This window comes from Ferrovibrio sp. (assembly GCF_035304305.1).
GTDB lineage: Bacteria > Pseudomonadota > Alphaproteobacteria > Ferrovibrionales > Ferrovibrionaceae > Ferrovibrio.
Genome location: NZ_DATGQG010000042.1, coordinates 1 through 23,326, shown reverse-complemented (window position 1 = coordinate 23,326; position 23,326 = coordinate 1). Strand labels below are relative to the sequence as shown.

Genomic DNA, 23,326 nt, shown 5'->3' with positions numbered 1-23,326 from the left:
GATACCGGCCGCGGCATCGACGAAAAGCGCCTCAAGGCGATCGTCGAGCCGTTTGGCGTGTCGGAAAACATCTATACCCGGAGCAGGGGCGGCATCGGACTCGGCCTGTCCATCACCAGGTCGCTGATGGAAATGCATGCCGGCCGCCTGTCGCTCGCCAGCCGGCCGGGGCATGGCTTCGAGGCACAGCTGGTATTTCCCGCCCATCGCGCCGAGCAGCCTGCCGGCGCCGCTGTTGGTTGATCGCCGCGCTTATGCCACCCGGCTTGACAGGACAGTAATGTTCTGATAATGTTCTCATGCCAATTGCGGCACTGAGGTGGTTGCGTCCGGCGTGCGGAAGGGCGGTTTAACGTGGATAAGCAAATTTAAGCGGCGTAAGCTCCCAATAAGCAGAAAGTCGCACCAGTTAAGCGTCGAATAAGCCGGGACTGCCGATAACAGAACGGTCTGGAGGCATTTTCCCGGACGTCGGCTGCCTTGAATGCTGTCGGCAGTCAGTCGGCTGGTCAGGAACGGCCCCGATTTGCAGATGCGCAGCGATACGACATAAGCCCTTGAAATATCGATAGCTGCTGGATGGTATTAAAATACCACATCATAAATATCTGATTTTCAGCGCAGTTCGCGTTTGACAGGGCGGTGAAAATGATCATGATGCGCCCCCGATCCGCCCGCGGCTTCAGCGCCGGGGGCTTCTACCGTCAGGAAGTCCGATGAAAACCTTCACTGCTAAAGAGTCCGAAGTGGACAAGAAGTGGGTGCTGATCGACGCCGACGGCCTGGTGCTGGGGCGGCTCGCCTCCCTGATCGCCATGCGTCTGCGCGGCAAGCATAAAGCCATCTTCACCCCGAACTGCGATACCGGCGACCATGTCGTTGTCATCAACGCCGAGAAGGTGCGCGTCACCGGCCGCAAGGAAGAGCAGAAGACCTTCTACTGGCATACCGGCCATCCGGGCGGCATCAAGGGTCGCACCGTGGGCGAGCGCCTCTCCGGCCGCTTCCCCGAGCGCGTGATCCAGAAGGCTGTCGAGCGCATGCTGCCGAAGGAGAGCCCGCTGGCTCGCCGGCAGCTCACCAAGCTCAAGGTCTACAAGGGCCCGAACCATCCGCATGAAGCCCAGCAGCCCGTCAAGCTCGATGTCGGCGCGCTGAACCGCAAGAACAAGAGGGTCGACTAATGGCTGAGGGACGTACACTCGCCGATCTGAGCCTGGATAGCGCCAAGGCCGCTGCCGCCCCGGCGGCTGCCCCGGCCGAGCGCAAACTGGACAAATTCGGTCGCGCCTATGCCACCGGCAAGCGCAAGGACGCCGTTGCCCGCGTGTGGATCAAGCCCGGTTCGGGCAAGTTCATCGTGAACGGCAAGGAGAGCAACGCCTACTTCGCCCGTCCGGTGCTGCGCATGCTGCTGCAGCAGCCCTTCGTGGTGACCAACCGCACCGGCCAGTTCGACATCATGGCCACCGTTTCCGGCGGCGGCCTGTCGGGCCAGGCGGGCGCGCTGCGCCACGGCATCTCCAAGGCGCTGACCTATTTCGAGCCGGCGCTGCGTCCGGCGCTGAAGGCCCAGGGCTTCCTGACCCGCGATCCGCGCGTGGTCGAGCGCAAGAAGTACGGCAAGCCGAAGGCCCGCCGCAGCTTCCAGTTCTCGAAGCGTTAAGCCGCAAGGCCTGTCCTGTTCGGAAGAGGGCCGGGGTTCACCCGGCCCTTTTTCGTTGTGTTAACCCTGCCGCGCTAACCCTTTCGCCATGACCTTCGCCGATGCGTTCATCCTGGTCCTGCCGGCGCTGGCGGTGCTGCTCGCCGCCGGCTGGCTGTCCGGCTACATCGAGAACGTCGCCTACCGGATGCATGGCGCGCAGGGGCTGGGCGACAGCGGGCTGAAGCCGGCGGAGATCGAAGGCGAATACAACGAGGCGCGCCGGCAGATGGGCCTGCTGCGGGAGCGGCGCACCGAGCTGGAAAGCGATCTTGCCGACCTGCACAAGGAACGCGCTTTCCTGGCCAGTCAGGAGCAGGCCATGGCCGACCTGCACAAGAATTTCGTCGCCGAGGCGGGCTATCCGGTTAATGGCCAGCAGGGCTTCTACTTCAAGATGGACGGTCGGGCCGCGGCCATGCCGTTTGCCGGTCTGGCGTCGATGCAGATGGCGATCGGCGGCCGGCGCCAGGTGCGCCTGATCGTATGGGGCATGGGACCTGCCGAGGCCCGCAACTTCGCCACCAGCTGGGCCGGCGAGGGCGCGTCGCTCACCCTGATGCGGCCATTCGAAGGCCGTCTGTTCTGGCACGAGGCGTGACCGATGGACGCCGTGCTGCCCTATGTGGCTCTTCTCATCGTCCTGGCGCTGTTCGGGCTGACCGCGGCGGTGGTGATCGAGCGCGGCCGCCGCGGCTGGGCGCGGGCGGAAGCCGAGGTGGCGACGCGGGTCCGGCGGCTGACCGAACTGAAGGCGCGCACCGAACAGATGCAGCGTGCCATCGACGAGCAGCAGGAGGGCATCGCCAGCCTGGAAAAGCAGTGCCGCGACCTGCGCGCCGAGACCGAGGCGCTGCGCCGCAAGCTCGACGCCGCCGAACTGCCCTTCCTCTATACGGCAGTGCCGCAGGGCAGCGGCGACATGTACGGCCCGACCTGGCGTTTCGTCGCGCGCCACCCGGCGCTTGGCGAGGGAGCCCAGCCCGGCAGCCCGGCGGCGGCCTGGAGCGAGGGGCGCTTCTATATCGTCGGCTCGGTGAACCAGACCGAGGCGCGCAGCGTCATGGACCGGCTGCTGCCGCGGCATCGCGGGTTTACCATACAGCCGGTCGGGGAAGCCGCGGCCGAGGCGCCCAGCAACGCCTGAGCGAAGCCGACTCGAACAAATTCCATTGCGTTAGGCGCCGCTTTCCCCGACAGTGGGCAAAACGGTTATAGCCAGAAAGGCTGTGTGGGCATGGGGATGAGTGACATCGTTCTGGCGCTGCTGCCGTCGCTGCTGATGTTCTTTGCCGTGTCCCTCGGCGCCAATTCCCTGGAACGCATGGTCCAGAACTATGCCCGGGGCAGATTCGAGCTGGACCGGATTGCCATGGAAGCCAGTGCCGTGCGTGACCGCCTCGGCGCGATCCGGCTCGATTACGACAAGCTGAACGAACAGAAGGCGGCGCTCGAGCTGAAACTCTCCGAGCGGCAGACCCTCCATGGCGAGATGGTGGCCCGCGAGGTCGAATTCAGCGACGCCCAGGCGCAGGTCTTCTACGAGGTCGGGGTTCCGCGGCCGCGGGAGAGCGGCTGGTACATCAAGGCGATCGGCCCCGAGATGCACGAGATCTTCAGTGGTCCCGGTTCGGTGCATTGCCCGTTCCCCGGCCGCCGCGCCGCCCGACTGGTGATCTGGGGAAAGATGAGCGAGGAGATGGCGCGCCTGCAGGCCAAGAAGGTGTTCGGCGCCCTCTCGGAGATCATGGTCATCCGCCGTTTCGACGGCAAGCTGAAGCTGTCCGATGTCTGAGATGTCGCTCTCCGAATTCATCGGCATGCTGGCGCTCGCCGCCAATATCGGCATTGCCGTGATGATCATCATCCTGCTGGGCGAGCGCAGCCATGTCGCCTGGAACCGGGTCCGGCTGCAGGCCGAGGAACTGACCGCTCTGCGCGAGAATCTCGAGCGCCAGGCCGAGGAATCCGAGAAGGTGATGCAGCAGATGCGCGACGACATCGCCGATCTCGGCGACAAGCTGAAGCGCGCCGAACAGGATGTCGAGGCGCTGCAGAAGCGCCACCGCGAAACCGACCTGCCGGTGGGCTATGCCGTGCTGCCGGCCGACATGGTCGACCGCCGCTTCCGCACCTGGCGGCTCGTGGTGCGGCATCCGACGCTCGGCATGGATCCCGGCAGCTTCAGCCATCCGGCGCATCGCTGGACGGAAGGGCGCTACTACGAAATCCCCGGCCCGAACGCCGAATACGCCGCCGCGGCGCTGCAGCAGCGCTTCACCCCGCGCGAAGGCTTCACCGTGGAGGTCGCACGGGAAACGGTGGCGGATGTCGCCGAAGTGGCGCTCTGATCCGGATTCAGGCCGCCGGCTCCTGCAGTTCCGCAACCAGGTGATCGGCCAGCGCCCGTGAAGCGGCGGTCTGGCGCCGCGGCGCGGTATGCAGCGCGATCTCAGAAAGTGGAAGAGGCGGCAGGCCATCGGCTTCCGTCATCAGGCGCAGCCCCGCCCGTGCGGTGCCGGCTTTGACCACCGTAACCGCCATGCCGGCGGCGGCGGCGGCTTCGACGGCGCCGATGCTGGAACTGCTGAACACGATCCGCCATGGCCGTTTCGCCCGGTTCAGCGCATCCAGCGCCCATTCGCGATACATGTTGCCCGGCTTCAGCAGCGCCAGCGGCAGAGGGCCCTCGGCGGGTGGCGAATGGCTGTCGGAGCAGGCCCAGGATGTCTTTTCGATCCGCAGCACCTCGCCCTTGCCGGTGCCGTGCTTGTGGGTCGCCAGCACGAGGTCGAATTCGTTACCGAGCTGGCGCAGCAGGTCGCGGGTGAAGCCGGTGGTCACTTCCAGCTCGATCTCGGGATGCAGCCGGCTGAAGCGGGCCAGCGTCGCCGGCAGGATGCTGGTCGCGTAATCGTCCATCACGGCGAGCCGGACCGTGCCGCGCAGGGCCTTCGCGCTGACGATGTCCAGCGCCTCGTCATGCAGGGCGACGATGCGGCGCGCGTAGTTCAGGAATTCCTCGCCGCGCCGGGTCAGGTTCACCCCCTGCGGCGAGCGTTCCAGCAGCACCTGCCCGGTAATCTCCTCCAAGCGGCGGATCTGCATGCTGATGGTGGACTGCGAACGTCCCAGCGTGACGGCCGCGCGGGAAAAGCCGCGCAGGTCCGCCACCGTCGCGAAGCACCGCAGCAGGTCGATATCGATGTTGCGCAGCATGGTCCCGAGCCCGGATTTCATCATCACAATATCAGATTGTGACGATCAGTATAATTCATTTCATTGATCTTGCCTTCCAGGCTAGGCTGGCGGCCTTGTTCCGGGAGGTCGACTGCAATGCCCCAATACCGATCGAAGCTGTTCCAGGATCGCTACATGGCCGGTGCGCGCGGCCTGTGGCGGGCAACCGGCCTCAGGGACGAGGATTTCGGCAAGCCGCTCATCGCGGTGGTCAATTCCTTCACCGAATTCGTTCCGGGCCATGTCCATCTGCGCGATCTTGGCAAGCTGGTCGCCGACGAAATCTGGAAAGCCGGCGGCGTGGCGCGCGAGTTCAACACCATCGCGGTGGATGACGGCATCGCCATGGGCCATGACGGCATGCTCTACAGCCTGCCGTCGCGCGAGATCATCGCGGATTCCATCGAGTACATGGTCAATGCCCATCGCGTGGACGCGATGGTCTGCATCTCCAACTGCGACAAGATCACGCCGGGCATGCTGATGGCCGCCCTGCGGCTGAACATTCCGACGGTATTCGTCTCCGGCGGCCCCATGGAAGCGGGCAAGGCCAGCGTCAAGGGCAAGATCGTGGCTGTCGACCTGATCGACGCCATGGTAACGGCAGCCGATCCGGGTGTGGCCGCGGAGGAAGCTGCCGTCGTGGAACGGGCGGCCTGTCCGACCTGCGGCTCCTGCTCGGGCATGTTCACGGCGAACTCCATGAACTGTCTGACCGAGGCGCTGGGGCTGGCGCTGCCGGGCAACGGCTCGATGCTGGCCACCCATGCCGATCGCAAGGCGCTGTTCCTCCGGGCGGGCAAGGTGATCGTCGATCTGGCGCGCCGCTATTACGAGCAGGACGACGAGACGGCATTGCCGCGCACCATTGCCGGCCGGGCCGCTTTCGAGAATGCCATGCGGCTGGACATCGCCATGGGCGGCTCCACCAACACGGTGCTGCATATCCTGGCCGCCGCCCACGAAGCCGAGCTCGATTTCACCATGGCGGACATCGACCGCCTGTCGCGGGAAGTGCCGGTGCTGTGCAAGGTCGCGCCGGCCAAGAACGACGTCCATATGGAAGACGTGCATCGCGCCGGCGGCATCATGGCCATCCTGGGCGAGCTGGATCGCGCCGGTCTGATCCATCGGGACGTCCCGACCATCCATGAACCCACACTCGGCGCCGCGCTGGACCGGTGGGATGTCATGCGCCAGCCCGCGCCCGAGGTGGCGGAATTCTATCGCGCCGCGCCGGGCAACGTTCCCACGCAGACCGCCTTCAGCCAGTCCAAGCGCTGGACCGAACTGGATCTCGACCGGAAGTCGGGCGTGATCCGCGCGGTCGAACACGCCTTCTCCAAGGATGGCGGTCTGGCCGTGCTGAAGGGCAACCTGGCGCCGGAGGGCTGCATCGTGAAGACCGCCGGCGTCGATCCGGGCGTGCTGGTCTTCGCCGGGCCAGCGGTGGTGTTCGAAAGCCAGGATTCGGCGGTGAAGGGCATCCTCGGCGGTGCGGTGAAAGCCGGCGACGTGGTCGTCATCCGCTACGAGGGCCCGCGCGGCGGTCCGGGCATGCAGGAGATGCTGTATCCGACCAGCTATCTCAAATCCATGGGACTGGCGACGCGCTGCGCGCTGATCACCGATGGCCGCTTCTCGGGCGGATCCTCCGGTCTCTCCATCGGCCATATCTCGCCGGAAGCCGCCGACGGCGGCATGATCGGCCTGGTGAAGAATGGCGACATGATCCGCATCGACATCCCGAACCGCAGCATCCAGCTCGACGTGCCGGAGGCGGAGCTGAAGGCGCGCCGCGAGGCGATGGAAAAATCGTTCGCCGGCTGGGTGCCGCAGGAGAACCGGAAGCGGAAGGTGACGCCGGCGCTGCGCGCCTACGCGGCCTTCGCCAGCAGCGCATCGAAGGGCGCGGTACGGATACTCTGAACCGGCGCTACCGGTTCAGTTCCTTCATCCCGCGCTCCAGCCCGTCCAGGGTGAGGGGGAACATGCGGTTGGTCATCAGCTGGCGCACCAGCTGCACCGACGGCGTGAAGTCCCAGTATTTCTCCGGCACCGGGTTGAGCCAGACCGCCTTCGGATAGGTGTCGAGCAGGCGCTGCATCCAGACGGCGCCGGCTTCCTCGTTCCAGTGCTCGACGCTGCCGCCGGGCTGCACGATCTCGTAGGGGCTCATCGTCGCGTCGCCGACGAAGATGAGCTTGTATTCGTGCTGGTAGGTGCGCAGCACCTCCCAGGTCGGAATGAACTCGGTGTGGCGGCGGCGGTTGTCCTTCCACAGCTTCTCGTAGACGCAGTTGTGGAAGTAGAAGAACTCCATGTGCTTGAACTCGGCGCGTGCGGCCGAGAAGAGTTCCTCGGTGACCCGGATGTGATCGTCCATCGAGCCGCCGATGTCGAACAGCAGCAGCACCTTCACCTTGTTGTGCCGCTCGGGCACCATCTTGATGTCGAGATAGCCGGCATTGGCGGCGGTCGAGCGGATCGTGTCGGGCAGGTCGAGTTCCAGCTCGGCGCCCTCGCGGGCAAACTTGCGCAGGCGCCGCAGCGCGACCTTGATGTTGCGCGTGCCGAGCTCGACGCTGTCGTCGAGATTCTTGTATTCGCGCTTGTCCCAGACCTTCACGGCGCGGCGGTTGCGCGACTTGTCCTGGCCGATGCGCACGCCTTCGGGGTTGTAGCCGTAAGCACCGAAGGGAGACGTTCCGGCGGTTCCGATCCACTTGTTGCCGCCCTGGTGGCGGCCCTGCTGCTCCTCGAGCCGCTTTTTCAGCGTCTCCATCAGCTTGTCCCAGCCGCCGAGCGCCTCGATCATGGCTTTCTCTTCTTCGGTCAGGACCTTCTCGGCCAGCTTGCGCAGCCATTCCTCCGGAATCTCGGCGGTGACTTCGCTGCCGGCACTGACGAAGTTCAGGCCGTTGAAGCATTGTCCGAAGACGCGGTCGAACTTGTCGAGGTTGCGCTCGTCCTTCACCAGCGTGCTGCGCGACAGGTAGTAGAAATCCTCGACGCGGTATTCCGGCACGCCCTTTTCCATCGCCTCGATCAGCGTGAGGTATTCCCGCAGGGTGGCGGGCACCTTCGCTTTTCGCAGTTCGAGGAAAAAGTTGATGAACATGGCGCGTGCCAGTGCCTCAGTTCCGTTCGCGGCGGGCGAGGAAGGCGAGCCGCTCGAACAGGTGCACGTCCTGCTCGTTCTTGAGCAGCGCGCCGGCCAGCGGCGGGATCAGCTTGCCCTGGTCCTTGGTGCGGAGCGCATCGGGCGGCAGGTCTTCCGCCATCAGCAGCTTGAGCCAGTCGAGCAGCTCCGAGGTCGACGGTTTCTTCTTCAGGCCGGGCGTCTCGCGGATGTCGTAGAAGACGTTCAGTGCGTCGCGCACGAGGTTCTTCTGGATGCCGGGGTAATGGACCTCGACGATCTGCTCCATCGTCTCGCGGTCGGGGAAACGGATGTAATGGAAGAAGCAGCGGCGCAGGAAGGCGTCCGGCAGTTCCTTCTCGTTGTTCGAGGTGATGACGATGATCGGCCGCACCTTCGCCTTCACCGTCTCACCGGTCTCGTAGACGAAGAATTCCATGCGATCGAGTTCGAGCAACAGGTCGTTCGGGAACTCGATGTCGGCCTTGTCGATCTCGTCGATCAGCAGAACGGGGCGCGTTTCGGAGGTGAAGGCCTCCCACAGCTTGCCCTTCTTGATGTAGTTGCGGATGTCCTTGACCCGCTCGTCGCCGAGCTGGCTGTCGCGCAGGCGGGACACGGCGTCATATTCATAGAGACCCTGCTGGGCCTTCGTGGTCGATTTCACGTGCCAGGTCAGCAGCGGCGCCTTGAGCGCCTTGGCCACCTCGATGGCCAGCACGGTCTTGCCGGTGCCGGGCTCGCCTTTCACCAGCAGCGGACGCTCCAGCGCGATGGCTGCGTTGACCGCGACGTTGAGATCGTTGGTGGCGACGTAGGAATCGGTACCGGTGAACTTCATGCCCTGCCCAAATTCTGTCAGCGTGGAGAATGCAAAACGCTAGGCCGGGGTCCGGCGCCGCGCAACCGTGACGTTGCGTCAATGACAGCGCCGGCAAATCGCGACGGCGATGTCAGCCGGCGGCCTTGTAGTTGACGCAGATCTTCTCGGATTCGGGCGAGGGGATCGCCTCGCCGGTGGCGCCGCATTCGCCCGCCTGCGCGCTGCCGATACAGAAGAGCGAGCATTCCTGGCAGACGCCGAATTCCAGGACATGGTGCCGGTTCTGCAGGTCGTGCAGCAGCCGGGCGAGGCCCTTCACCAGATGGGGACCCAGGTCGTCCGCCATCGACGCTGCAGCGCGCTGCAGCGTCAGCATCGGATCCTTGGCCAGCATCGCCTGTCCGGCATCGGTCAGGCAAAGATCGACCTGGCGGCGGTCGCAGGTTTTCTTGCAGCGGGTGATGAGTCCCTTGTTTTCCAGGGCGATCAGGGTCTGCGACACCGTGCCCTTGGTGGCCCCCAGATACTCGGCCAGGGCCGTCGGGGAGCGCGAATACTGGTTGGCCCGGGCCAAAAAGCGCAGCGCTTCCCATTGCGCAGGGTTGAGCCCGTCAACGAACTGCAACTCCCGCGTGAGCCGCGACAGGCGGTCGAGGAGCCAGGTAACTCGTTGAGCCAGCGCAGTTTTCTCGCTGTCGGCAGGGCTCGGGGGCAGGGGCGTGACAGGCATCACAGTTTTTGTGTCGACTCGAAATTAATCCTTGCGACGACTCTTCGGCAGAGGATACTCTTGGATCGTAGCGACACGATACCAATGGCCAGCCCCGCACCGACGCTGTCATCGCCAACTTAGGACAGAGTCGGGCAAAAGTCGATGGAGGGAAAAAGAGATGGCCCTCGAACACGCACCCCGGACCCTGGACAACGCCGACCGGCGTTATCTTTCCAATGTCATGAGCAAGGCCATGCTGGCCGAGGACGAGGAACTCGACCTTGCCCGGCGCTGGCGCAATGACGGCGATCATCGGGCCATGCAGAAGCTGGTTTCGGCCTATCTGCGCCTTGTGGTCGCCACCGCAACGCGCTTCCGCAATTACGGCCTGCCGATGCCCGACCTGATCCAGGAAGGCAATATCGGCCTGATGCTGGCAGTGAACCGTTTCGATCCGGAGCGCGGCGTGCGCTTCTCCACCTATGCCTCCTGGTGGATCCGGTCCTCGATCCAGGAATACGTGCTGCGCAACTGGTCGATCGTCCGGTCGGGCACTTCAGCCGGCCAGAAAGCGCTGTTTTTCAACCTTCGCTGGCTGCGGGCCAAGCTGGAGCGGGCCGGCGGTGGCACCGTGACGCTGACCGATGCGGCGCGCGACGAAATCGCGACAGCCCTGAAGGTCTCGCCGGCCGACGTGTCGGCCATGGCCCAGCGGCTCGCCGGCCGTGACCACTCGCTGAACGAGGCGGTGGGCGGTGAGGAGGGCGGCGAGGCGTTCCAGGATTTCCTGCCCGATCCCGGTCCCAGCCCCGAGGAGATCGTCTCGGACAAGATGGATGGCAGCCTGCGGCGGCAGTGGCTGACGGAATCGCTCAAGGAACTCAGCCCGCGCGAGCAGCTGATCATCGTCGAGCGCATGCTCAATGATGAGAAGGCGACACTGGAAGAGCTCGGCGGGCGTCTCGGCGTCACCAAGGAGCGCGTCCGGCAGATCGAAACCAAGGCGTTTCGCAAGCTGCAGACCCACGTTCTGCGGCGTTCCAAGCAGGCTGGCGAGCGTCTGACGGCCAAGCTCGAAAATTTCGGCTGCTGCGCACCGGCTTAAGGGTTGATGCGCTTGACTTCACGGGAGGCGGAGGGTAATACCGCCGCCTGCCGCGGGGGTGTAGCTCAGTTGGTTAGAGCGCCGGCCTGTCACGCCGGAGGTCGCGGGTTCAAGTCCCGTCACTCTCGCCACTTTCCGCGGCATCTCTCACCCAAACAGTCCTGAATATTTAGCGCCGCTTCGCAGCGGGGCGCGTATCCGCCTGCCGGTGTTCCGGCTGCGGAGCGATTCGGGGGTTGGGGGCCGCGATCGCTGCGAACCGTTCCAGAAAATCGGTGTTTGTGCCGGAACTTGCGCGGTTTTTTGGGCAATGCCGCGTGTTGCGGCGCGGCACATAAACCGCTAGAAACAGCCCCGACCTCGGGCAGGGTGGGACCGCTCGGGACATTGTGCTTTTTCGGAGGGGAATGACCGTGGACGCCCTGCTGCGGGAATATCTGCCGATCCTGCTTTTCCTCGGCCTCGCCGTTGTGCTGGCCGCGGTGCTGGCACTGCTGCCGTTCGTGACGGCGAAACGCGCACCCGACCCGGAAAAGAACTCGACTTACGAATGCGGCTTCGAGCCGTTCAGCGACTCGCGCAAGCAGTTCGACGTGCGCTTCTATCTGGTCGCCCTGCTGTTCATCATCTTCGATCTCGAGGTCGCCTTCCTGTTTCCCTGGGCGATCTCGCTGGGCGAGATCGGCATCTACGGTTTCTGGTCGATGGTCGCCTTCCTCGGCGTACTGACCATCGGCTTCATTTATGAGTGGAAGAAAGGGGCGCTGGAATGGGAGTAAGTCACAGCGCGACGGTGAAGCCGGAAGGCAGCGTGCCCGCAGCCACCGGCCTGTCTGCCGGAACCCCGGTCAGCCCCGGTTCCGACCAGGACGCTTTTTTCAAGGATCTCTCGGACGAGCTGGCTGACAAGGGCGTGGTGATCTCCTCGCTCGACAAGCTGGCCAACTGGGCGCGCACCGGCTCGCTCTGGCCGATGACCTTCGGTCTGGCCTGCTGCGGCGTCGAGATGATCCACGCCTATATGGCGCGCTACGACCTCGACCGCTTCGGCTCGATGCCGCGCGCTTCGCCGCGCCAGTCCGACGTGATGATCGTCGCCGGCACCCTGACCAACAAGATGGCGCCCGCCTTGCGCAAGCTCTATGACCAGATGGCCGAGCCGCGCTACGTCATCTCGATGGGCAGCTGCGCCAATGGCGGCGGCTATTACCATTATTCCTATTCGGTGGTGCGCGGCTGCGACCGCATCGTGCCGGTCGACGTCTACGTCCCCGGATGTCCGCCGACCGCTGAGGCGCTGGTCTACGGTCTTCTGCAGCTGCAGAAGAAGATCTGGCGTACCGGCACCATCGCCCGCTGAGGAAGCCGACATGACCGACAGCACGGTCCTTCTGCGCGAACAGGAACAGGCGCTGCGCGATCTCGGCGACCATGTCGCCGCCAGCCTCGGCGGCGACGTCACCGGCTGGACGGTGGCGCGCGGCGAGCTGACGGTCGAGATCGCCGCCGACCGCATCGTGAAGGTGCTGACCTTCCTGCGCGATGACGGCAACTGCCAGTTCGCGCAGCTGATCGACATCACCGCAGTCGACTGGCCGCAGCGCGAGAAACGCTTCGATGTCGTCTATCACCTGCTGAGCCTCAAGCTGAACCAGCGCATCCGCGTGAAGCTGCAGGCGGATGAGGAAAACCCGGTGGCGTCGGTCACCGGCGTCTTCTCGTCGGCCGGATGGTACGAGCGCGAGGTCTGGGACATGTTCGGCGTGATGTTCTCCGGCCATCCGGACCTGCGCCGCATCCTGTCGGACTACGGCTTCGAGGGGCATCCGCTGCGCAAGGATTTCCCGCTCACCGGCTATGTCGAGGTGCGTTACGACACGGCGCAGAAGCGCGTCGTCTACGAGCCGGTACAGCTTACCCAGGAATTCCGCCGCTTCGATTTCCTGAGTCCCTGGGAAGGCGCGAAATACGTGCTGCCGGGCGATGAGAAGGCCGGCGAGGGGACGAAGTAAGATGGCTGAAGTCAGTATCGCCAATTACATGGTCAATTTCGGGCCGCAGCATCCGGCGGCCCACGGCGTGCTGCGCCTTGTCATGGAACTCGACGGCGAGATCGTCGAGCGCTGCGACCCGCATATCGGCCTGCTCCATCGCGGCACCGAGAAGCTGATCGAGTACAAGACCTATCTCCAGGCGGTGCCGTATTTCGATCGCCTCGACTATGTCGCGCCGATGGCCCAGGAACATGCCTTCGCGCTGGCGACCGAGCGGCTGCTCGGCCTGGAGGTGCCCGCCCGCGGCCAGGCGATCCGCGTGCTGTTCCACGAGATCAGCCGCCTGCTGAACCATCTGCTCAACGTCACCACGCATGCGCTCGACTGCGGTGCGATGACCCCTGCGCTCTGGGGCTTCGAGGAGCGCGAGAAGCTGATGGAATTCTATGAGCGCGTTTCCGGCGCGCGCATGCATGCCGCCTATTTCCGTCCCGGCGGCGTGCATCAGGACATGCCCAAGGGCATGGACGAGGACATCATCAATTACCTGCCGCGCGTCCTCAAGGTCATCGACGACATCGAGGGCCTGCTGACCGAGAACCGCATCTATCTCCAGCGCAACGTCGATATCGGCGTCATCAGCGCCAAGGACGCGCTGGACTGGGGCTTCACGGGCGTGATGCTGCGCGGCTCCGGCGTCGCCTGGGATCTGCGCAAGGCGCAGCCCTATGACGGTTACGAAAAGTACGATTTCGACATTCCGGTCGGCAGGAACGGCGACTGTTTCGACCGTTACATCTGCCGCATGGAAGAGATGCGCCAGAGCGTGCGGATCATCCGCCAGTGCATCGAGCAGATGCCGGGTGGCCCCGTATCGTCCGACGATCGCAAGGTGGTGCCGCCCTCGCGCGGCGAGATGAAGCGCTCGATGGAAGCGCTGATCCACCACTTCAAGCTCTACACCGAAGGCTATCGCGTGCCGGAAGGCGAGATCTACGCCGCGGTGGAGGCCCCGAAGGGCGAGTTCGGCGTCTATCTGGTGGCAGACGGCACCAACCGGCCGTATCGCTGCCGCATCCGCGCCCCGGGTTTCGCGCATCTGCAGGCGACCGACTTCATGTCGAAAGGCTACATGCTGGCCGACGCGGTCTCGATCGTCGGCAACATGGATATTGTGTTCGGAGAGATCGACCGATGAGCGGCGTCCATATCGCACCGCCCGAGCTGCAGCCGGCGAGCTTCGAGTTCACGCCGGAGAATCTCGAGATCGCGAAGAAGCATATCGCCAAGTATCCTGCCGGCCGGCAGCAGAGCGCGGTGATGCCGCTGCTCGACCTTGCGCAGCGCCAGCATGACAACTGGCTGCCGCAGGCCGCCATCCGCTACATTGCCGAGATGCTCGGCATGCCGGTGATCCGCGTGCTGGAAGTCGCCAGCTTCTACACGATGTACAACCTCGCGCCGGTGGGGAAGCATTTCATCCAGGTCTGCACCACGACGCCGTGCTGGCTGCGCGGTTCCGACAAGGTGCTGGCCGCCTGCAAGAAGCATCTCGGCATCGGTCCGGGCGAGACCACGCCGGACGGCCAGTTCACGGTGGTCGAGGTCGAATGCCTCGGCGCCTGCGTGAATGCGCCGATGCTGCAGTACGGCGACGACTATTATGAAGACCTCGATACCGAGAGCACCGAGAAGTTCATCGAGGCGCTGAAGCGCGGCGAGAAGCCGAAGCCGGGTCCGCAGAACGGTCGCCTCTCGTCGGAGCCTGCGGGCGGGCCGACCACCCTGACCACCTTCAATCCGCCGGCGGCCGGCGGAAGTGACGACTGAGGCGGAGCCAGCCCCATGCTGCAGGACAAGGACCGCATCTTCACCAATCTCTACGGCCAGCAGTCGTGGCGGCTCGAAGCCGCGCGTAAGCGCGGCGACTGGGACAACACCAAGGCCATTCTCGACAAGGGCCCGGACTGGATCATCGAGGAGATGAAGAAGTCCGGCCTGCGCGGCCGCGGCGGCGCCGGTTTTCCGACCGGTCTGAAATGGTCGTTCATGCCCAAGCAGTCGGACGGGCGTCCGAGCTACCTCGTCGTCAATGCCGACGAGGGCGAGCCGGGCACCTGCAAGGACCGCGACATGATGCGGCACGACCCGCACAAGCTGGTCGAGGGCTGCCTCGTCGCCGGCTTCGCCATGCGCGCGGTTGCCGCCTACATCTATATCCGTGGCGAGTTCTACCGCGAGGCGGAAGTCCTGCAGGGCGCGATCGACGAAGCCTATGCCGCCGGACTGATCGGCAAGAATGCCTGCGGCTCGGGCTATGATTTCGACGTCTATATCCATCGCGGCGCCGGCGCCTATATCTGCGGCGAGGAGACCGCGCTGATCGAGAGCCTGGAAGGCAAGAAGGGCCAGCCACGCCTCAAGCCTCCGTTCCCGGCCAACATGGGCGTCTGGGGATGCCCTACGACCGTGAACAACGTCGAGAGCATTGCGGTTGCGCCGACCATCCTGCGCCGCGGCGGCGAGTGGTTCGCCGGCCTCGGCCGCCCGAACAACACCGGCACCAAGGTGTTCTGCATTTCCGGCCATGTGAACAGGCCGTGCAATGTGGAAGAGGAGATGGGCATTCCGCTGAAGGAACTCATCGAGAAGCATGCGGGCGGCGTGCGCGGCGGCTGGGACAACCTGCTGGCCGTGATCCCCGGCGGTTCCTCGGTGCCGCTGCTGCCGAAGGCGATCTGCGACGACGTGCTGATGGACTTCGACAGCCTGCGCGCGCATCGCTCCGGCCTCGGCACGGCTGCCGTCATCGTGATGGACAAGTCGACCGACATCGTGCGCGCCATCGCGCGACTGTCGAAGTTCTACAAGCATGAATCCTGCGGTCAGTGCACGCCGTGCCGCGAAGGCACCGGCTGGATGTGGCGGGTGATGGAGCGCCTGGTCGAGGGCCGCGCCGAGAAGCGCGAGATCGACATGCTGCTGGAAGTCACCACGCAGGTGGAAGGTCACACGATCTGTGCCCTCGGCGATGCTGCGGCCTGGCCCATCCAGGGCCTGATCCGGCATTTCCGCGGCGAGATCGAGCGCCGCATCGATGCGCGCCAGGCCGGACAGCCGGTGCTGTCCGCTGCGGCAGAGTAGAGACGGCGAGAGCAGGCGGGGAAGGGTTCAAGAGTATGCCCACACTGACCATCGACGGCATCCAGGTAACGGTCGAGCCCGGCACGACGGTGCTGCAGGCCTGTGAAATGGCCGGCAAGGAAATCCCGCGCTTCTGCTACCACGAGCGACTGACCATCGCCGGCAACTGCCGCATGTGCCTGGTCGAGCAGGAGAAGGCGCCGAAGCCGATCGCCTCCTGCGCCATGCCGGCGGCTGACGGCATGGTGATCCATACCGACACGCCGCTGGTCAGGAAGGCCCGCGAAGGCGTGATGGAATTCCTGCTGATCAACCATCCGCTGGACTGCCCGATCTGCGACCAGGGCGGCGAATGCGACCTGCAGGACCAGGCGATGGGCTACGGCCGCGGCGAGTCCCGGTTCAACGAGAACAAGCGCGCGGTGAACGACAAGTATATGGGTCCGCTGATCGAGACGGTGATGACCCGCTGCATCCACTGCACGCGCTGCATCCGTTTCGCGCAGGAAGTCGCCGGCGTGCCGGAACTCGGCGCCATCGGCCGCGGCGAGGATATGCAGATCACCACCTATCTCGAGCAGGCGATGACGTCGGAGCTGTCCGGCAACGTGATCGATCTCTGCCCGGTCGGTGCGCTGACCTCGAAGCCCTATGCCTTCACTGCGCGCTCCTGGGAGCTGCGCAAGACCGAGAGCGTGGACGTAATGGATGCGGTTGGCGCCTCCATCCGCATCGACACCCGCGGCCGCGAAGTCATGCGCGTGCTGCCGCGCCTCAACGAAGAGGTCAACGAGGAGTGGCTGTCGGACAAGAGCCGCTTCTCCTATGACGGCCTGCGCACCCGCCGTCTTGACCGGCCCTACGTGCGGAAGGACGGCAAGCTGCAGGAAGCGACCTGGGGCGAGGCCTTCGCCGCCATCGCCGCGCAGTTCAAGGGCTTGCAGGGCAGCCAGATCGCAGCCATTGCCGGCGACCTCGCCTGCGCCGAAAGCGTCATGGCCCTGAAGGACCTGATGGAGAAGCTCGGCTCCTTCCACCGCGACTGCCGCCAGGACGGCGCCCAGATCGATCCCTCGGTCCGGGCCGGTTACATCTTCAACAGCGGCATCGCCGGCATCGAAGAAGCGGATGCGCTCCTGATCATCGGCAGCAATCCCCGCCGCGAGGCCGCGCTGATCAACGCGCGGATCCGCAAGCGCTGGCTGACCGGCAAGCTCCGCATCGGCCTGATTGGCGCCGAGCAGCCCGCGCTGACCTACGATTACGAGTATCTCGGCGCCGGACCGGCGACGCTGAAGGAGATCGCCGAGGGCCGCGGCTTTGCCGAGGCGCTGAAGACGGCGCAGAAGCCAATGATCATCATCGGGCAGGGCGCTCTGGCCCGTCCGGACGGCGCCGCCGTGCTGGCGCTGGCCCGCCAGGTCGCGGAAGGCTGCGGCGCGGTGAAGGATGGCTGGAACGGCTTCAACATGCTGCATACCGCGGCCGGCCGGGTCGGCGCGCTGGATCTCGGCTTCGTGCCGCAGCAGGGCGGCAAGGATGTCGCCGGCATTCTGGCCGCCGCGCAGGCGGGCGAGATCAGGGCAGTCTGGCTCCTGAGCGCCGACGAAATCGACACGTCGAAGCTCGGCTCGGCTTTCGTGATATACCAGGGCAGCCATGGCGATGCCGGCGCGAAGCGTGCCGACGTGATCCTGCCGGGCGCCTCCTATGCCGAGAAGGATGCCACCTGGGTGAATACCGAGGGCCGCGTCCAGCTTGGCCGCCGCGCCGCGGCGCCCCCGGGCGATGCCCGCGAGGACTGGGCGATCATCCGCGCGCTGTCCGAGGTTCTCGGTCAGACGCTGCCCTATGACAATCTCGGCCAGCTGCGCCGCCGCATGCTGCAGGCCGCGCCGCATTTCGCGGCGGTCGACCGGCTGACGCCGGCTGCCTGGGGCAGCTTCGGCACCGCCGGCGCGGTGACCGACGCGCCCTTCGTTTCGGCCGTTGCCGACTTTTACCTGACCAACCCGATCGCCCGCGCCTCGGCCGTGATGGCCGAATGCTCTGCGCTCGCGCGCGGCGTAGCCCAGCCGAAGACGGGTACCCATGACTGATACCTTCTGGAACACGCTCTGGACGGGCTACGTCTTTCCGGGCGGCACCATCCTGGTGCACATCCTGATGCTGGTGGTGCCGCTGCTGATCGCAGTGGCCTACCTGACCCTGATGGAGCGCAAGGTGCTGGCGGCGATGTCGCTGCGCATGGGGCCCAACGTGGTCGGCCCCTTCGGCCTGCTGCAGCCGTTCGCCGACGCCGCCAAGCTGATCTTCAAGGAAACCATCATCCCGTCGGGTGCGAACAAGTTCCTGTTCATCGCCGCGCCCTGCATCACCTTCATCCTGGCGCTGATCGCCTGGGCGGTGATCCCGGTTTCCGAGGGCTGGGTGATCGCCGACATCAATGTTGGCGTGCTGTATCTCTTCGCGATCTCGTCGCTCGGCGTCTACGGCATCATCATCGCCGGCTGGTCGTCGAACTCGCGCTACGCCTTCCTCGGCGCGCTGCGCTCCTCGGCGCAGATGGTCTCCTACGAAGTCTCCATGGGCTTCGTGATCATCACCGTGCTGCTCTGCGTCGGCTCGCTCAACCTTTCCGCCATCGTGGAGGCGCAGCGGACGGTCTGGTTCGCCCTGCCGCTCTTCCCGATGTTCATCATCTTCTTCATCTCGGCACTGGCCGAGACCAACCGGCATCCCTTCGACCTGCCCGAAGCCGAGGCCGAGCTGGTCGCCGGCTACCAGGTCGAGTACTCGTCGATGGCGTTCGCGCTGTTCTTCCTCGGCGAATACGCCAACATGATCCTGATGTCGGGCATGACGGCGATCCTGTTCCTCGGCGGCTGGCTGCCGCCGCTGGACATCGCTCCCTTCAACTGGATCCCGGGCATCGTCTGGTTCTGCCTGAAGATATTCATTCTGCTGTTCGTGTTCATCTGGGTACGCGCCACCGTGCCGCGCTACCGCTACGACCAGCTGATGCGGCTGGGCTGGAAGGTGTTCCTGCCGATCTCGCTGTTCTGGGTCGTCGCCACTGCCGGCGTGCTGGTCGCCTTCGACCTGCTGCCGCAGGGCGTGAAGTAGGAGTACCGCCATGGCTCTGCTCGATCGCGGCATCCGCTCACTCTTCCTCTGGGAAGTGGTGAAGGGCCTCGGCCTGACCTTCGCCTACATGTTCAAGAAGCGGGCGACGGTGAACTATCCCTACGAGAAGGGACCGCTCAGCCCGCGCTTTCGCGGCGAGCACGCCCTGCGCCGCTACGCCAACGGCGAGGAGCGCTGCATCGCCTGCAAGCTCTGCGAGGCGGTCTGCCCGGCCCAGGCCATCACCATCGAGGCCGAGCCGCGCGAGGACGGTTCGCGCCGCACCACGCGCTACGACATCGACATGACCAAGTGCATCTACTGCGGCTTCTGCCAGGAAGCCTGCCCGGTGGATGCCATTGTGGAGACGGCCAATTTCGAGTTCTCGACCGAGACCCGCGAGGAGCTGCTCTACGACAAGGCCAAGCTGCTGGCGAACGGCGAGCGCTGGGAATACGAGATTTCGCGCAACATCGCTGCTGACGCGCCGTACCGGTGAGCGCGACGCGGCGAGGGGGTAGAATATGATCATTCCGGCCTTGGCCTTTTATCTGTTCGCGGCGATCACCGTCGCATCGGGCTTCATGGTGATCGCGGCGCGCAACCCCGTGCATTCCGTGCTGTTCCTGATCCTCGCCTTCTTCAACGCGGCCGGGCTCTTCGTGCTGATGGGCGCCGAGTTCTTGGCGATGATCCTGGTGATCGTCTATGTCGGCGCGGTCGCGGTGCTGTTCCTCTTCGTGGTGATGATGCTCGACATCAACTTCGTCGAGCTGCGCCAGGGCTTCCTGCAGTATCTGCCGGTCGGCGGCCTGATCGGCCTCGTGCTGCTGATCGAGCTGGTGCTGGTGCTCGGCGGCTGGGTGCTGGCGCCGACGGCCACGCAGGTCGTCACCGATCCGATCCCGCCGATCGACCAGGTGACCAACACCCACGCCCTGGGCGCGGTGCTCTACACGAAGTACATCTACCTCTTCCAGGGCGCCGGCCTGATCCTGCTGGTTGCCATGGTTGGCGCCATCGTGCTGACCCTGCGGTCGCGCCCCGGCGTGCGCCGTCAGGTGATCGCCGAGCAGGTGAGCCGCCGCCGCGAAGAGGCGGTTGTCGTCAAGAAAGTCGAACCGAGGCAGGGAATCTGACCATGACCATCGGCCTTGGACATTACCTCACCGTCGCCGCAATCCTGTTCACGCTCGGGATCTTCGGTATCTTCCTGAACCGCAAGAACGTGATCGTCATCCTGATGTCGATCGAGCTGATGCTGCTCGCCGTCAACATCAACCTGGTGGCTTTCTCCACCCACCTGAACGATCTCGTCGGGCAGGTCTTCACGCTGTTCGTGCTCACCGTCGCGGCCGCCGAGGCGGCGATCGGGCTTGCGATCCTCGTGGTCTATTTCCGCAACCGCGGCACCATCGCGGTTGAGAACATCAATCTGATGAAGGGCTGATGCGGCGATGACGATGTATCACCTGATCGTTTTCCTGCCGCTGCTGGCTGCCATCGTTGCCGGCCTGTTCGGGCGCCGCATCGGCGATGTCGCCTCGATGGCGGTGACCTGCGTCGCGGTCATCATTTCCGCCGTGCTGTCCTGGGTTGCGCTCTACCTCGTGGTCGGGAAGGGCATGGTGGTGACCATCAAGGTGCTGGACTGGATCGATTCCGGCAGTTTCAGCGTCGACTGGGCCCTCCGGATCGACCAGCTCACCGCCGTGATGCTGGTGGTGGTGAACACCGTGTCCGCGCTGGTGCATGTCTATTCCGTCGGCTACATGAGCCACGACCCGCACCGGCCGCGTTTCTTTGCCTATCTGTCGCTGTTCACCTTCGCCATGCTGATGCTGGTGACGGCCGACAACTTCGTGCAGCTCTACATGGGCTGGGAAGGCGTCGGTCTGGCCTCCTACCTGCTGATCGGTTTCTGGTTTCACAAGCCGTCGGCCAATGCCGCCGCCATCAAGGCCTTCGTGGTGAACCGCGTCGGCGACTTCGGCTTCGCGCTGGGCATCATGACGCTGTTCTTCGCCACCGGCTCGGTCAATTTCGAGACCGTCTTCGGCATGGCGCCGCAGCTTGCCGGCAAGACCTTCAGCTTCCTCGGCGGGGAATGGGACATCCTCACGGTCGCCACCTTCCTGCTGTTCCTCGGCGCCATGGGCAAGTCGGCCCAGCTCGGCCTGCATACCTGGCTGCCCGATGCCATGGAGGGCCCGACCCCGGTTTCGGCGCTGATCCATGCCGCGACCATGGTCACCGCCGGCGTCTTCATGGTGGCGCGCTGCTCGCCGCTGTTCGAATTCGCCCCGGCGACCCTGCAGTTCGTCACCATCATCGGCGCCTCGACGGCGTTCTTCGCCGCCACCGTCGGCCTGGCGCAGAACGACATCAAGCGCGTGATCGCCTATTCGACCTGCTCGCAGCTCGGCTACATGTTCTTCGCGCTGGGCGTCTCGGCCTATCCGGCCGCGATCTTCCACCTGTTCACCCATGCCTTCTTCAAGGCTCTGCTGTTCCTCGGCGCCGGCTCGGTGATCCATGCCGTCGACGGCGAGCAGGACATGCGCCGCATGGGCGGGCTGTGGAAGCACATCAAGATCACCTACGCGATGATGTGGATCGGCAGCCTGGCGCTGGCCGGCCTGCCGTTCTTTGCCGGCTTCTACTCCAAGGACATGATTCTCGAAGCAGCCTTCGCCGCCGGCAGCGGGGTAGGGAAGTACGCCTTCATCATGGGCATGGCCGCGGCCATCCTCACCGCCTTCTACTCGTGGCGTCTGCTGTTCATGACCTTCCATGGCGAGCCCCGTGCCGACCATCATGTCATGGAGCATGTCCACGAGAGCCCGATGGTGATGCTGGTGCCGCTGTTCGTTCTGGCCGCGGGCGCGGTGTTTGCCGGCTTTGCCTTCTATGACGGTATGGTCGGCCACCACTGGCAGGAATTCTGGGGCAAGTCGATCTTCATCCAGCCCGAGAACGGGATCATGGAAGCCGCCCACGAGGTGCCGCTCTGGGTCAAGCTCGGCCCGATCGTGGTTGGCCTGGTCGGCATCGCCGTGGCCTGGTGGGCCTATATCCGCGACACCGGACTGCCGGCGCGGGCGGCGCAGCAGCATCACCTGCTGTACCAGTTCCTGCTGAACAAGTGGTATTTCGACGAGCTCTATGACCGCATCTTCGTGCGTCCTGCCATGTGGCTCGGCCGCCTGTTCTGGAAGGGCGGCGACGGCCGCATCATCGACGGCCTCGGCCCTGACGGGCTGGCGGCCTCGGTGGTCCGGCTGGCCCGGCGGGCTTCGGTGCTTCAGTCCGGCTACGTCTATCACTACGCCTTCGCCATGCTGATCGGCGTCGCTGCGCTCGTCACCTACTTCTTCAGCGCGATGGGCCACTAAGCCATGTCGAGCATGCCCCTGCTTTCGATCGTCACCTTCCTGCCGCTGGTCGGCGCGGCCTTCATCTTCCTCGCCCGCGGGCCGGAGGAGATCGTTGCCCGCAACGCCCGCTCGGTCGCCCTGTGGACCACCACGATCACCTTCGCGGTGTCGCTGCTGCTGTGGCTGAACTTCGACAACAGCACGGCACAGTTCCAGTTCGTCGAGAAGGTCGACTGGATCGGCTACGGCATCAATTACCACATGGGCGTGGACGGCATCTCGATGCTGTTCATCATCCTCACTACCTTCCTGATGCCGCTCTGCATCCTGGCCTCCTGGGAAGCCATCGGGGTGCGCGTCAAGGAATACATGATTGCCTTCCTGGTCATGGAGACGCTGATGATCGGCGTCTTCTGCGCGCTCGACCTGGTGCTGTTCTACCTTTTCTTCGAAGCCGGCCTGATCCCGATGTTCCTGATCATCGGCGTCTGGGGCGGCAAGCGCCGCATCTATGCCAGCTTCAAGTTCTTCCTCTACACGCTGCTCGGCTCGGTGCTGATGCTGCTGGCGATCCTGTACATGTACTTCACCGCCGGCACGACCGATATCCCGAGCCTGATGAAGACCGGGCTGTTTTCGCCCGAGGCCCAGACCTGGCTCTGGCTCGCCTTCTTCGCGTCCTTCGCCGTCAAGATGCCGATGTGGCCGGTGCACACCTGGCTGCCGGATGCGCACGTCGAGGCGCCGACCGCCGGTTCGGTCATCCTGGCCGGTGTGCTGCTGAAGATGGGTGGCTACGGCTTCCTGCGCTTCTCGCTGCCGATGTTCCCGCTGGCCAGCGACTACTTTGCTCCGCTGGTCTTCGCGCTCAGCGTCATCGCCATCATCTACACCTCGCTGGTGGCGCTGATGCAGGAGGACATGAAGAAGCTGATCGCCTATTCGTCGGTCGCCCATA

At 64.8% G+C, this 23,326-nt stretch carries 26 protein-coding genes and 1 tRNA gene; 23 read left to right on the top strand and 4 right to left on the bottom strand.

What is annotated here, in order from left to right:
• The 7 genes from VKZ87_RS05230 to VKZ87_RS05200 form a co-directional block, all read left to right on the top strand.
• On the top strand, nucleotides 1-243 hold a 243-nt coding region (locus VKZ87_RS05230), incomplete at its 5' end, for an ATP-binding protein (RefSeq protein WP_324220195.1).
• Nucleotides 244-716: 473 nt separating this feature from the next.
• Nucleotides 717-1,184, top strand: a complete 468-nt coding sequence (rplM, locus tag VKZ87_RS05225) for a 50S ribosomal protein L13 (protein WP_324220194.1) — start codon at nucleotides 717-719, stop codon at nucleotides 1,182-1,184.
• The gene (gene rpsI, locus VKZ87_RS05220; RefSeq protein ID WP_324220193.1) at nucleotides 1,184-1,666 is read left to right on the top strand and encodes a 30S ribosomal protein S9; all 483 of its coding nucleotides are present in this window, start codon (nucleotides 1,184-1,186) and stop codon (nucleotides 1,664-1,666) included. Before rplM ends, rpsI begins: the two co-directional genes overlap by 1 nt.
• A gap of 88 nt (nucleotides 1,667-1,754) precedes the next feature.
• Nucleotides 1,755-2,306 carry a hypothetical protein gene (locus VKZ87_RS05215; protein ID WP_324220192.1) on the top strand — a complete coding sequence of 184 codons (552 nt, stop codon included), beginning with the start codon at nucleotides 1,755-1,757 and terminating at the stop codon, nucleotides 2,304-2,306.
• 3 nt (nucleotides 2,307-2,309) lie between these two features.
• Nucleotides 2,310-2,852 carry a hypothetical protein gene (locus tag VKZ87_RS05210; RefSeq protein ID WP_324220191.1) on the top strand — a complete coding sequence of 181 codons (543 nt, stop codon included), beginning with the start codon at nucleotides 2,310-2,312 and terminating at the stop codon, nucleotides 2,850-2,852.
• Nucleotides 2,853-2,948: 96 nt separating this feature from the next.
• Complete coding sequence (locus VKZ87_RS05205; RefSeq protein WP_324220190.1) at nucleotides 2,949-3,500, top strand: hypothetical protein; 552 nt, start codon at nucleotides 2,949-2,951, stop codon at nucleotides 3,498-3,500.
• On the top strand, nucleotides 3,493-4,056 hold the full coding sequence (locus tag VKZ87_RS05200; protein WP_324220189.1) for a hypothetical protein: 564 nt from the start codon (nucleotides 3,493-3,495) through the stop codon (nucleotides 4,054-4,056). The genes VKZ87_RS05205 and VKZ87_RS05200 overlap by 8 nt, the downstream gene beginning before the upstream one ends.
• Nucleotides 4,057-4,063: 7 nt before the next feature.
• Here VKZ87_RS05200 and VKZ87_RS05195 read toward each other — a convergent pair whose 3' ends face one another.
• Nucleotides 4,064-4,948 (bottom strand): LysR substrate-binding domain-containing protein, encoded by an 885-nt coding sequence (locus VKZ87_RS05195; RefSeq protein ID WP_324220188.1) that lies wholly within the window; start codon nucleotides 4,946-4,948, stop codon nucleotides 4,064-4,066.
• A gap of 93 nt (nucleotides 4,949-5,041) precedes the next feature.
• Between VKZ87_RS05195 and ilvD the strand changes: the two genes are divergently transcribed.
• Nucleotides 5,042-6,874, top strand: coding sequence for a dihydroxy-acid dehydratase (gene ilvD / locus VKZ87_RS05190; protein WP_324220187.1), 1,833 nt, complete (start codon nucleotides 5,042-5,044; stop codon nucleotides 6,872-6,874).
• A gap of 7 nt (nucleotides 6,875-6,881) precedes the next feature.
• Here the strand turns inward: ilvD and VKZ87_RS05185 are convergent, their stop codons facing one another.
• The 3 genes from VKZ87_RS05185 to VKZ87_RS05175 all read right to left on the bottom strand — a co-directional run bounded on the left by VKZ87_RS05185 (nucleotide 6,882) and on the right by VKZ87_RS05175 (nucleotide 9,640).
• Entirely contained in the window at nucleotides 6,882-8,066 is a 1,185-nt protein-coding gene (locus VKZ87_RS05185; protein ID WP_324220186.1) for a VWA domain-containing protein, read from the bottom strand.
• A 16-nt stretch (nucleotides 8,067-8,082) separates the two neighbouring features.
• Nucleotides 8,083-8,928 (bottom strand): MoxR family ATPase, encoded by an 846-nt coding sequence (locus VKZ87_RS05180; protein ID WP_324220185.1) that lies wholly within the window; start codon nucleotides 8,926-8,928, stop codon nucleotides 8,083-8,085.
• A 112-nt stretch (nucleotides 8,929-9,040) separates the two neighbouring features.
• Complete coding sequence (locus VKZ87_RS05175; RefSeq protein ID WP_324220184.1) at nucleotides 9,041-9,640, bottom strand: MarR family winged helix-turn-helix transcriptional regulator; 600 nt, start codon at nucleotides 9,638-9,640, stop codon at nucleotides 9,041-9,043.
• A 160-nt stretch (nucleotides 9,641-9,800) separates the two neighbouring features.
• Between VKZ87_RS05175 and VKZ87_RS05170 the strand changes: the two genes are divergently transcribed.
• The 15 genes from VKZ87_RS05170 to VKZ87_RS05100 all read left to right on the top strand — a co-directional run.
• Nucleotides 9,801-10,727, top strand: coding sequence for an RNA polymerase factor sigma-32 (locus VKZ87_RS05170; RefSeq protein WP_324220183.1), 927 nt, complete (start codon nucleotides 9,801-9,803; stop codon nucleotides 10,725-10,727).
• 54 nt (nucleotides 10,728-10,781) lie between these two features.
• Nucleotides 10,782-10,858 (top strand) — tRNA-Asp (locus tag VKZ87_RS05165).
• 282 nt (nucleotides 10,859-11,140) lie between these two features.
• Complete coding sequence (locus VKZ87_RS05160) at nucleotides 11,141-11,506, top strand: NADH-quinone oxidoreductase subunit A (protein ID WP_324220197.1); 366 nt, start codon at nucleotides 11,141-11,143, stop codon at nucleotides 11,504-11,506.
• Complete coding sequence (locus VKZ87_RS05155; RefSeq protein ID WP_324220182.1) at nucleotides 11,497-12,087, top strand: NADH-quinone oxidoreductase subunit B family protein; 591 nt, start codon at nucleotides 11,497-11,499, stop codon at nucleotides 12,085-12,087. Before VKZ87_RS05160 ends, VKZ87_RS05155 begins: the two co-directional genes overlap by 10 nt.
• Before the next feature lie 10 nt (nucleotides 12,088-12,097).
• Nucleotides 12,098-12,739, top strand: coding sequence for an NADH-quinone oxidoreductase subunit C (locus VKZ87_RS05150; RefSeq protein ID WP_324220181.1), 642 nt, complete (start codon nucleotides 12,098-12,100; stop codon nucleotides 12,737-12,739).
• A gap of 1 nt (nucleotide 12,740) precedes the next feature.
• The gene (locus VKZ87_RS05145) at nucleotides 12,741-13,919 is read left to right on the top strand and encodes an NADH-quinone oxidoreductase subunit D (RefSeq protein ID WP_324220180.1); all 1,179 of its coding nucleotides are present in this window, start codon (nucleotides 12,741-12,743) and stop codon (nucleotides 13,917-13,919) included.
• A complete protein-coding gene (gene nuoE, locus VKZ87_RS05140; RefSeq protein WP_324220179.1) occupies nucleotides 13,916-14,551 on the top strand; it encodes an NADH-quinone oxidoreductase subunit NuoE in 636 nt (211 codons plus the stop codon). The genes VKZ87_RS05145 and nuoE overlap by 4 nt, the downstream gene beginning before the upstream one ends.
• Before the next feature lie 15 nt (nucleotides 14,552-14,566).
• Complete coding sequence (gene nuoF, locus VKZ87_RS05135) at nucleotides 14,567-15,865, top strand: NADH-quinone oxidoreductase subunit NuoF (RefSeq protein WP_324220178.1); 1,299 nt, start codon at nucleotides 14,567-14,569, stop codon at nucleotides 15,863-15,865.
• Nucleotides 15,866-15,900: 35 nt separating this feature from the next.
• Nucleotides 15,901-17,964: an NADH-quinone oxidoreductase subunit NuoG gene (nuoG, locus tag VKZ87_RS05130; protein WP_324220177.1), complete on the top strand. Its 2,064-nt coding sequence runs from the start codon at nucleotides 15,901-15,903 to the stop codon at nucleotides 17,962-17,964.
• On the top strand, nucleotides 17,957-18,991 hold the full coding sequence (gene nuoH, locus VKZ87_RS05125; protein WP_324220176.1) for an NADH-quinone oxidoreductase subunit NuoH: 1,035 nt from the start codon (nucleotides 17,957-17,959) through the stop codon (nucleotides 18,989-18,991). Before nuoG ends, nuoH begins: the two co-directional genes overlap by 8 nt.
• Nucleotides 18,992-19,001: 10 nt before the next feature.
• Nucleotides 19,002-19,490, top strand: coding sequence for an NADH-quinone oxidoreductase subunit NuoI (nuoI, locus tag VKZ87_RS05120; protein WP_324220175.1), 489 nt, complete (start codon nucleotides 19,002-19,004; stop codon nucleotides 19,488-19,490).
• A gap of 25 nt (nucleotides 19,491-19,515) precedes the next feature.
• Nucleotides 19,516-20,130 (top strand): NADH-quinone oxidoreductase subunit J, encoded by a 615-nt coding sequence (locus VKZ87_RS05115; protein WP_324220174.1) that lies wholly within the window; start codon nucleotides 19,516-19,518, stop codon nucleotides 20,128-20,130.
• Between the two features lie 2 nt (nucleotides 20,131-20,132).
• Nucleotides 20,133-20,441 carry an NADH-quinone oxidoreductase subunit NuoK gene (gene nuoK, locus VKZ87_RS05110; RefSeq protein WP_324220173.1) on the top strand — a complete coding sequence of 103 codons (309 nt, stop codon included), beginning with the start codon at nucleotides 20,133-20,135 and terminating at the stop codon, nucleotides 20,439-20,441.
• A gap of 13 nt (nucleotides 20,442-20,454) precedes the next feature.
• A complete protein-coding gene (gene nuoL, locus VKZ87_RS05105; protein ID WP_324220196.1) occupies nucleotides 20,455-22,386 on the top strand; it encodes an NADH-quinone oxidoreductase subunit L in 1,932 nt (643 codons plus the stop codon).
• A gap of 3 nt (nucleotides 22,387-22,389) precedes the next feature.
• Nucleotides 22,390-23,326, top strand: a 937-nt coding sequence (locus tag VKZ87_RS05100) for an NADH-quinone oxidoreductase subunit M (RefSeq protein WP_324220172.1), incomplete at its 3' end; no start/stop codon positions are given.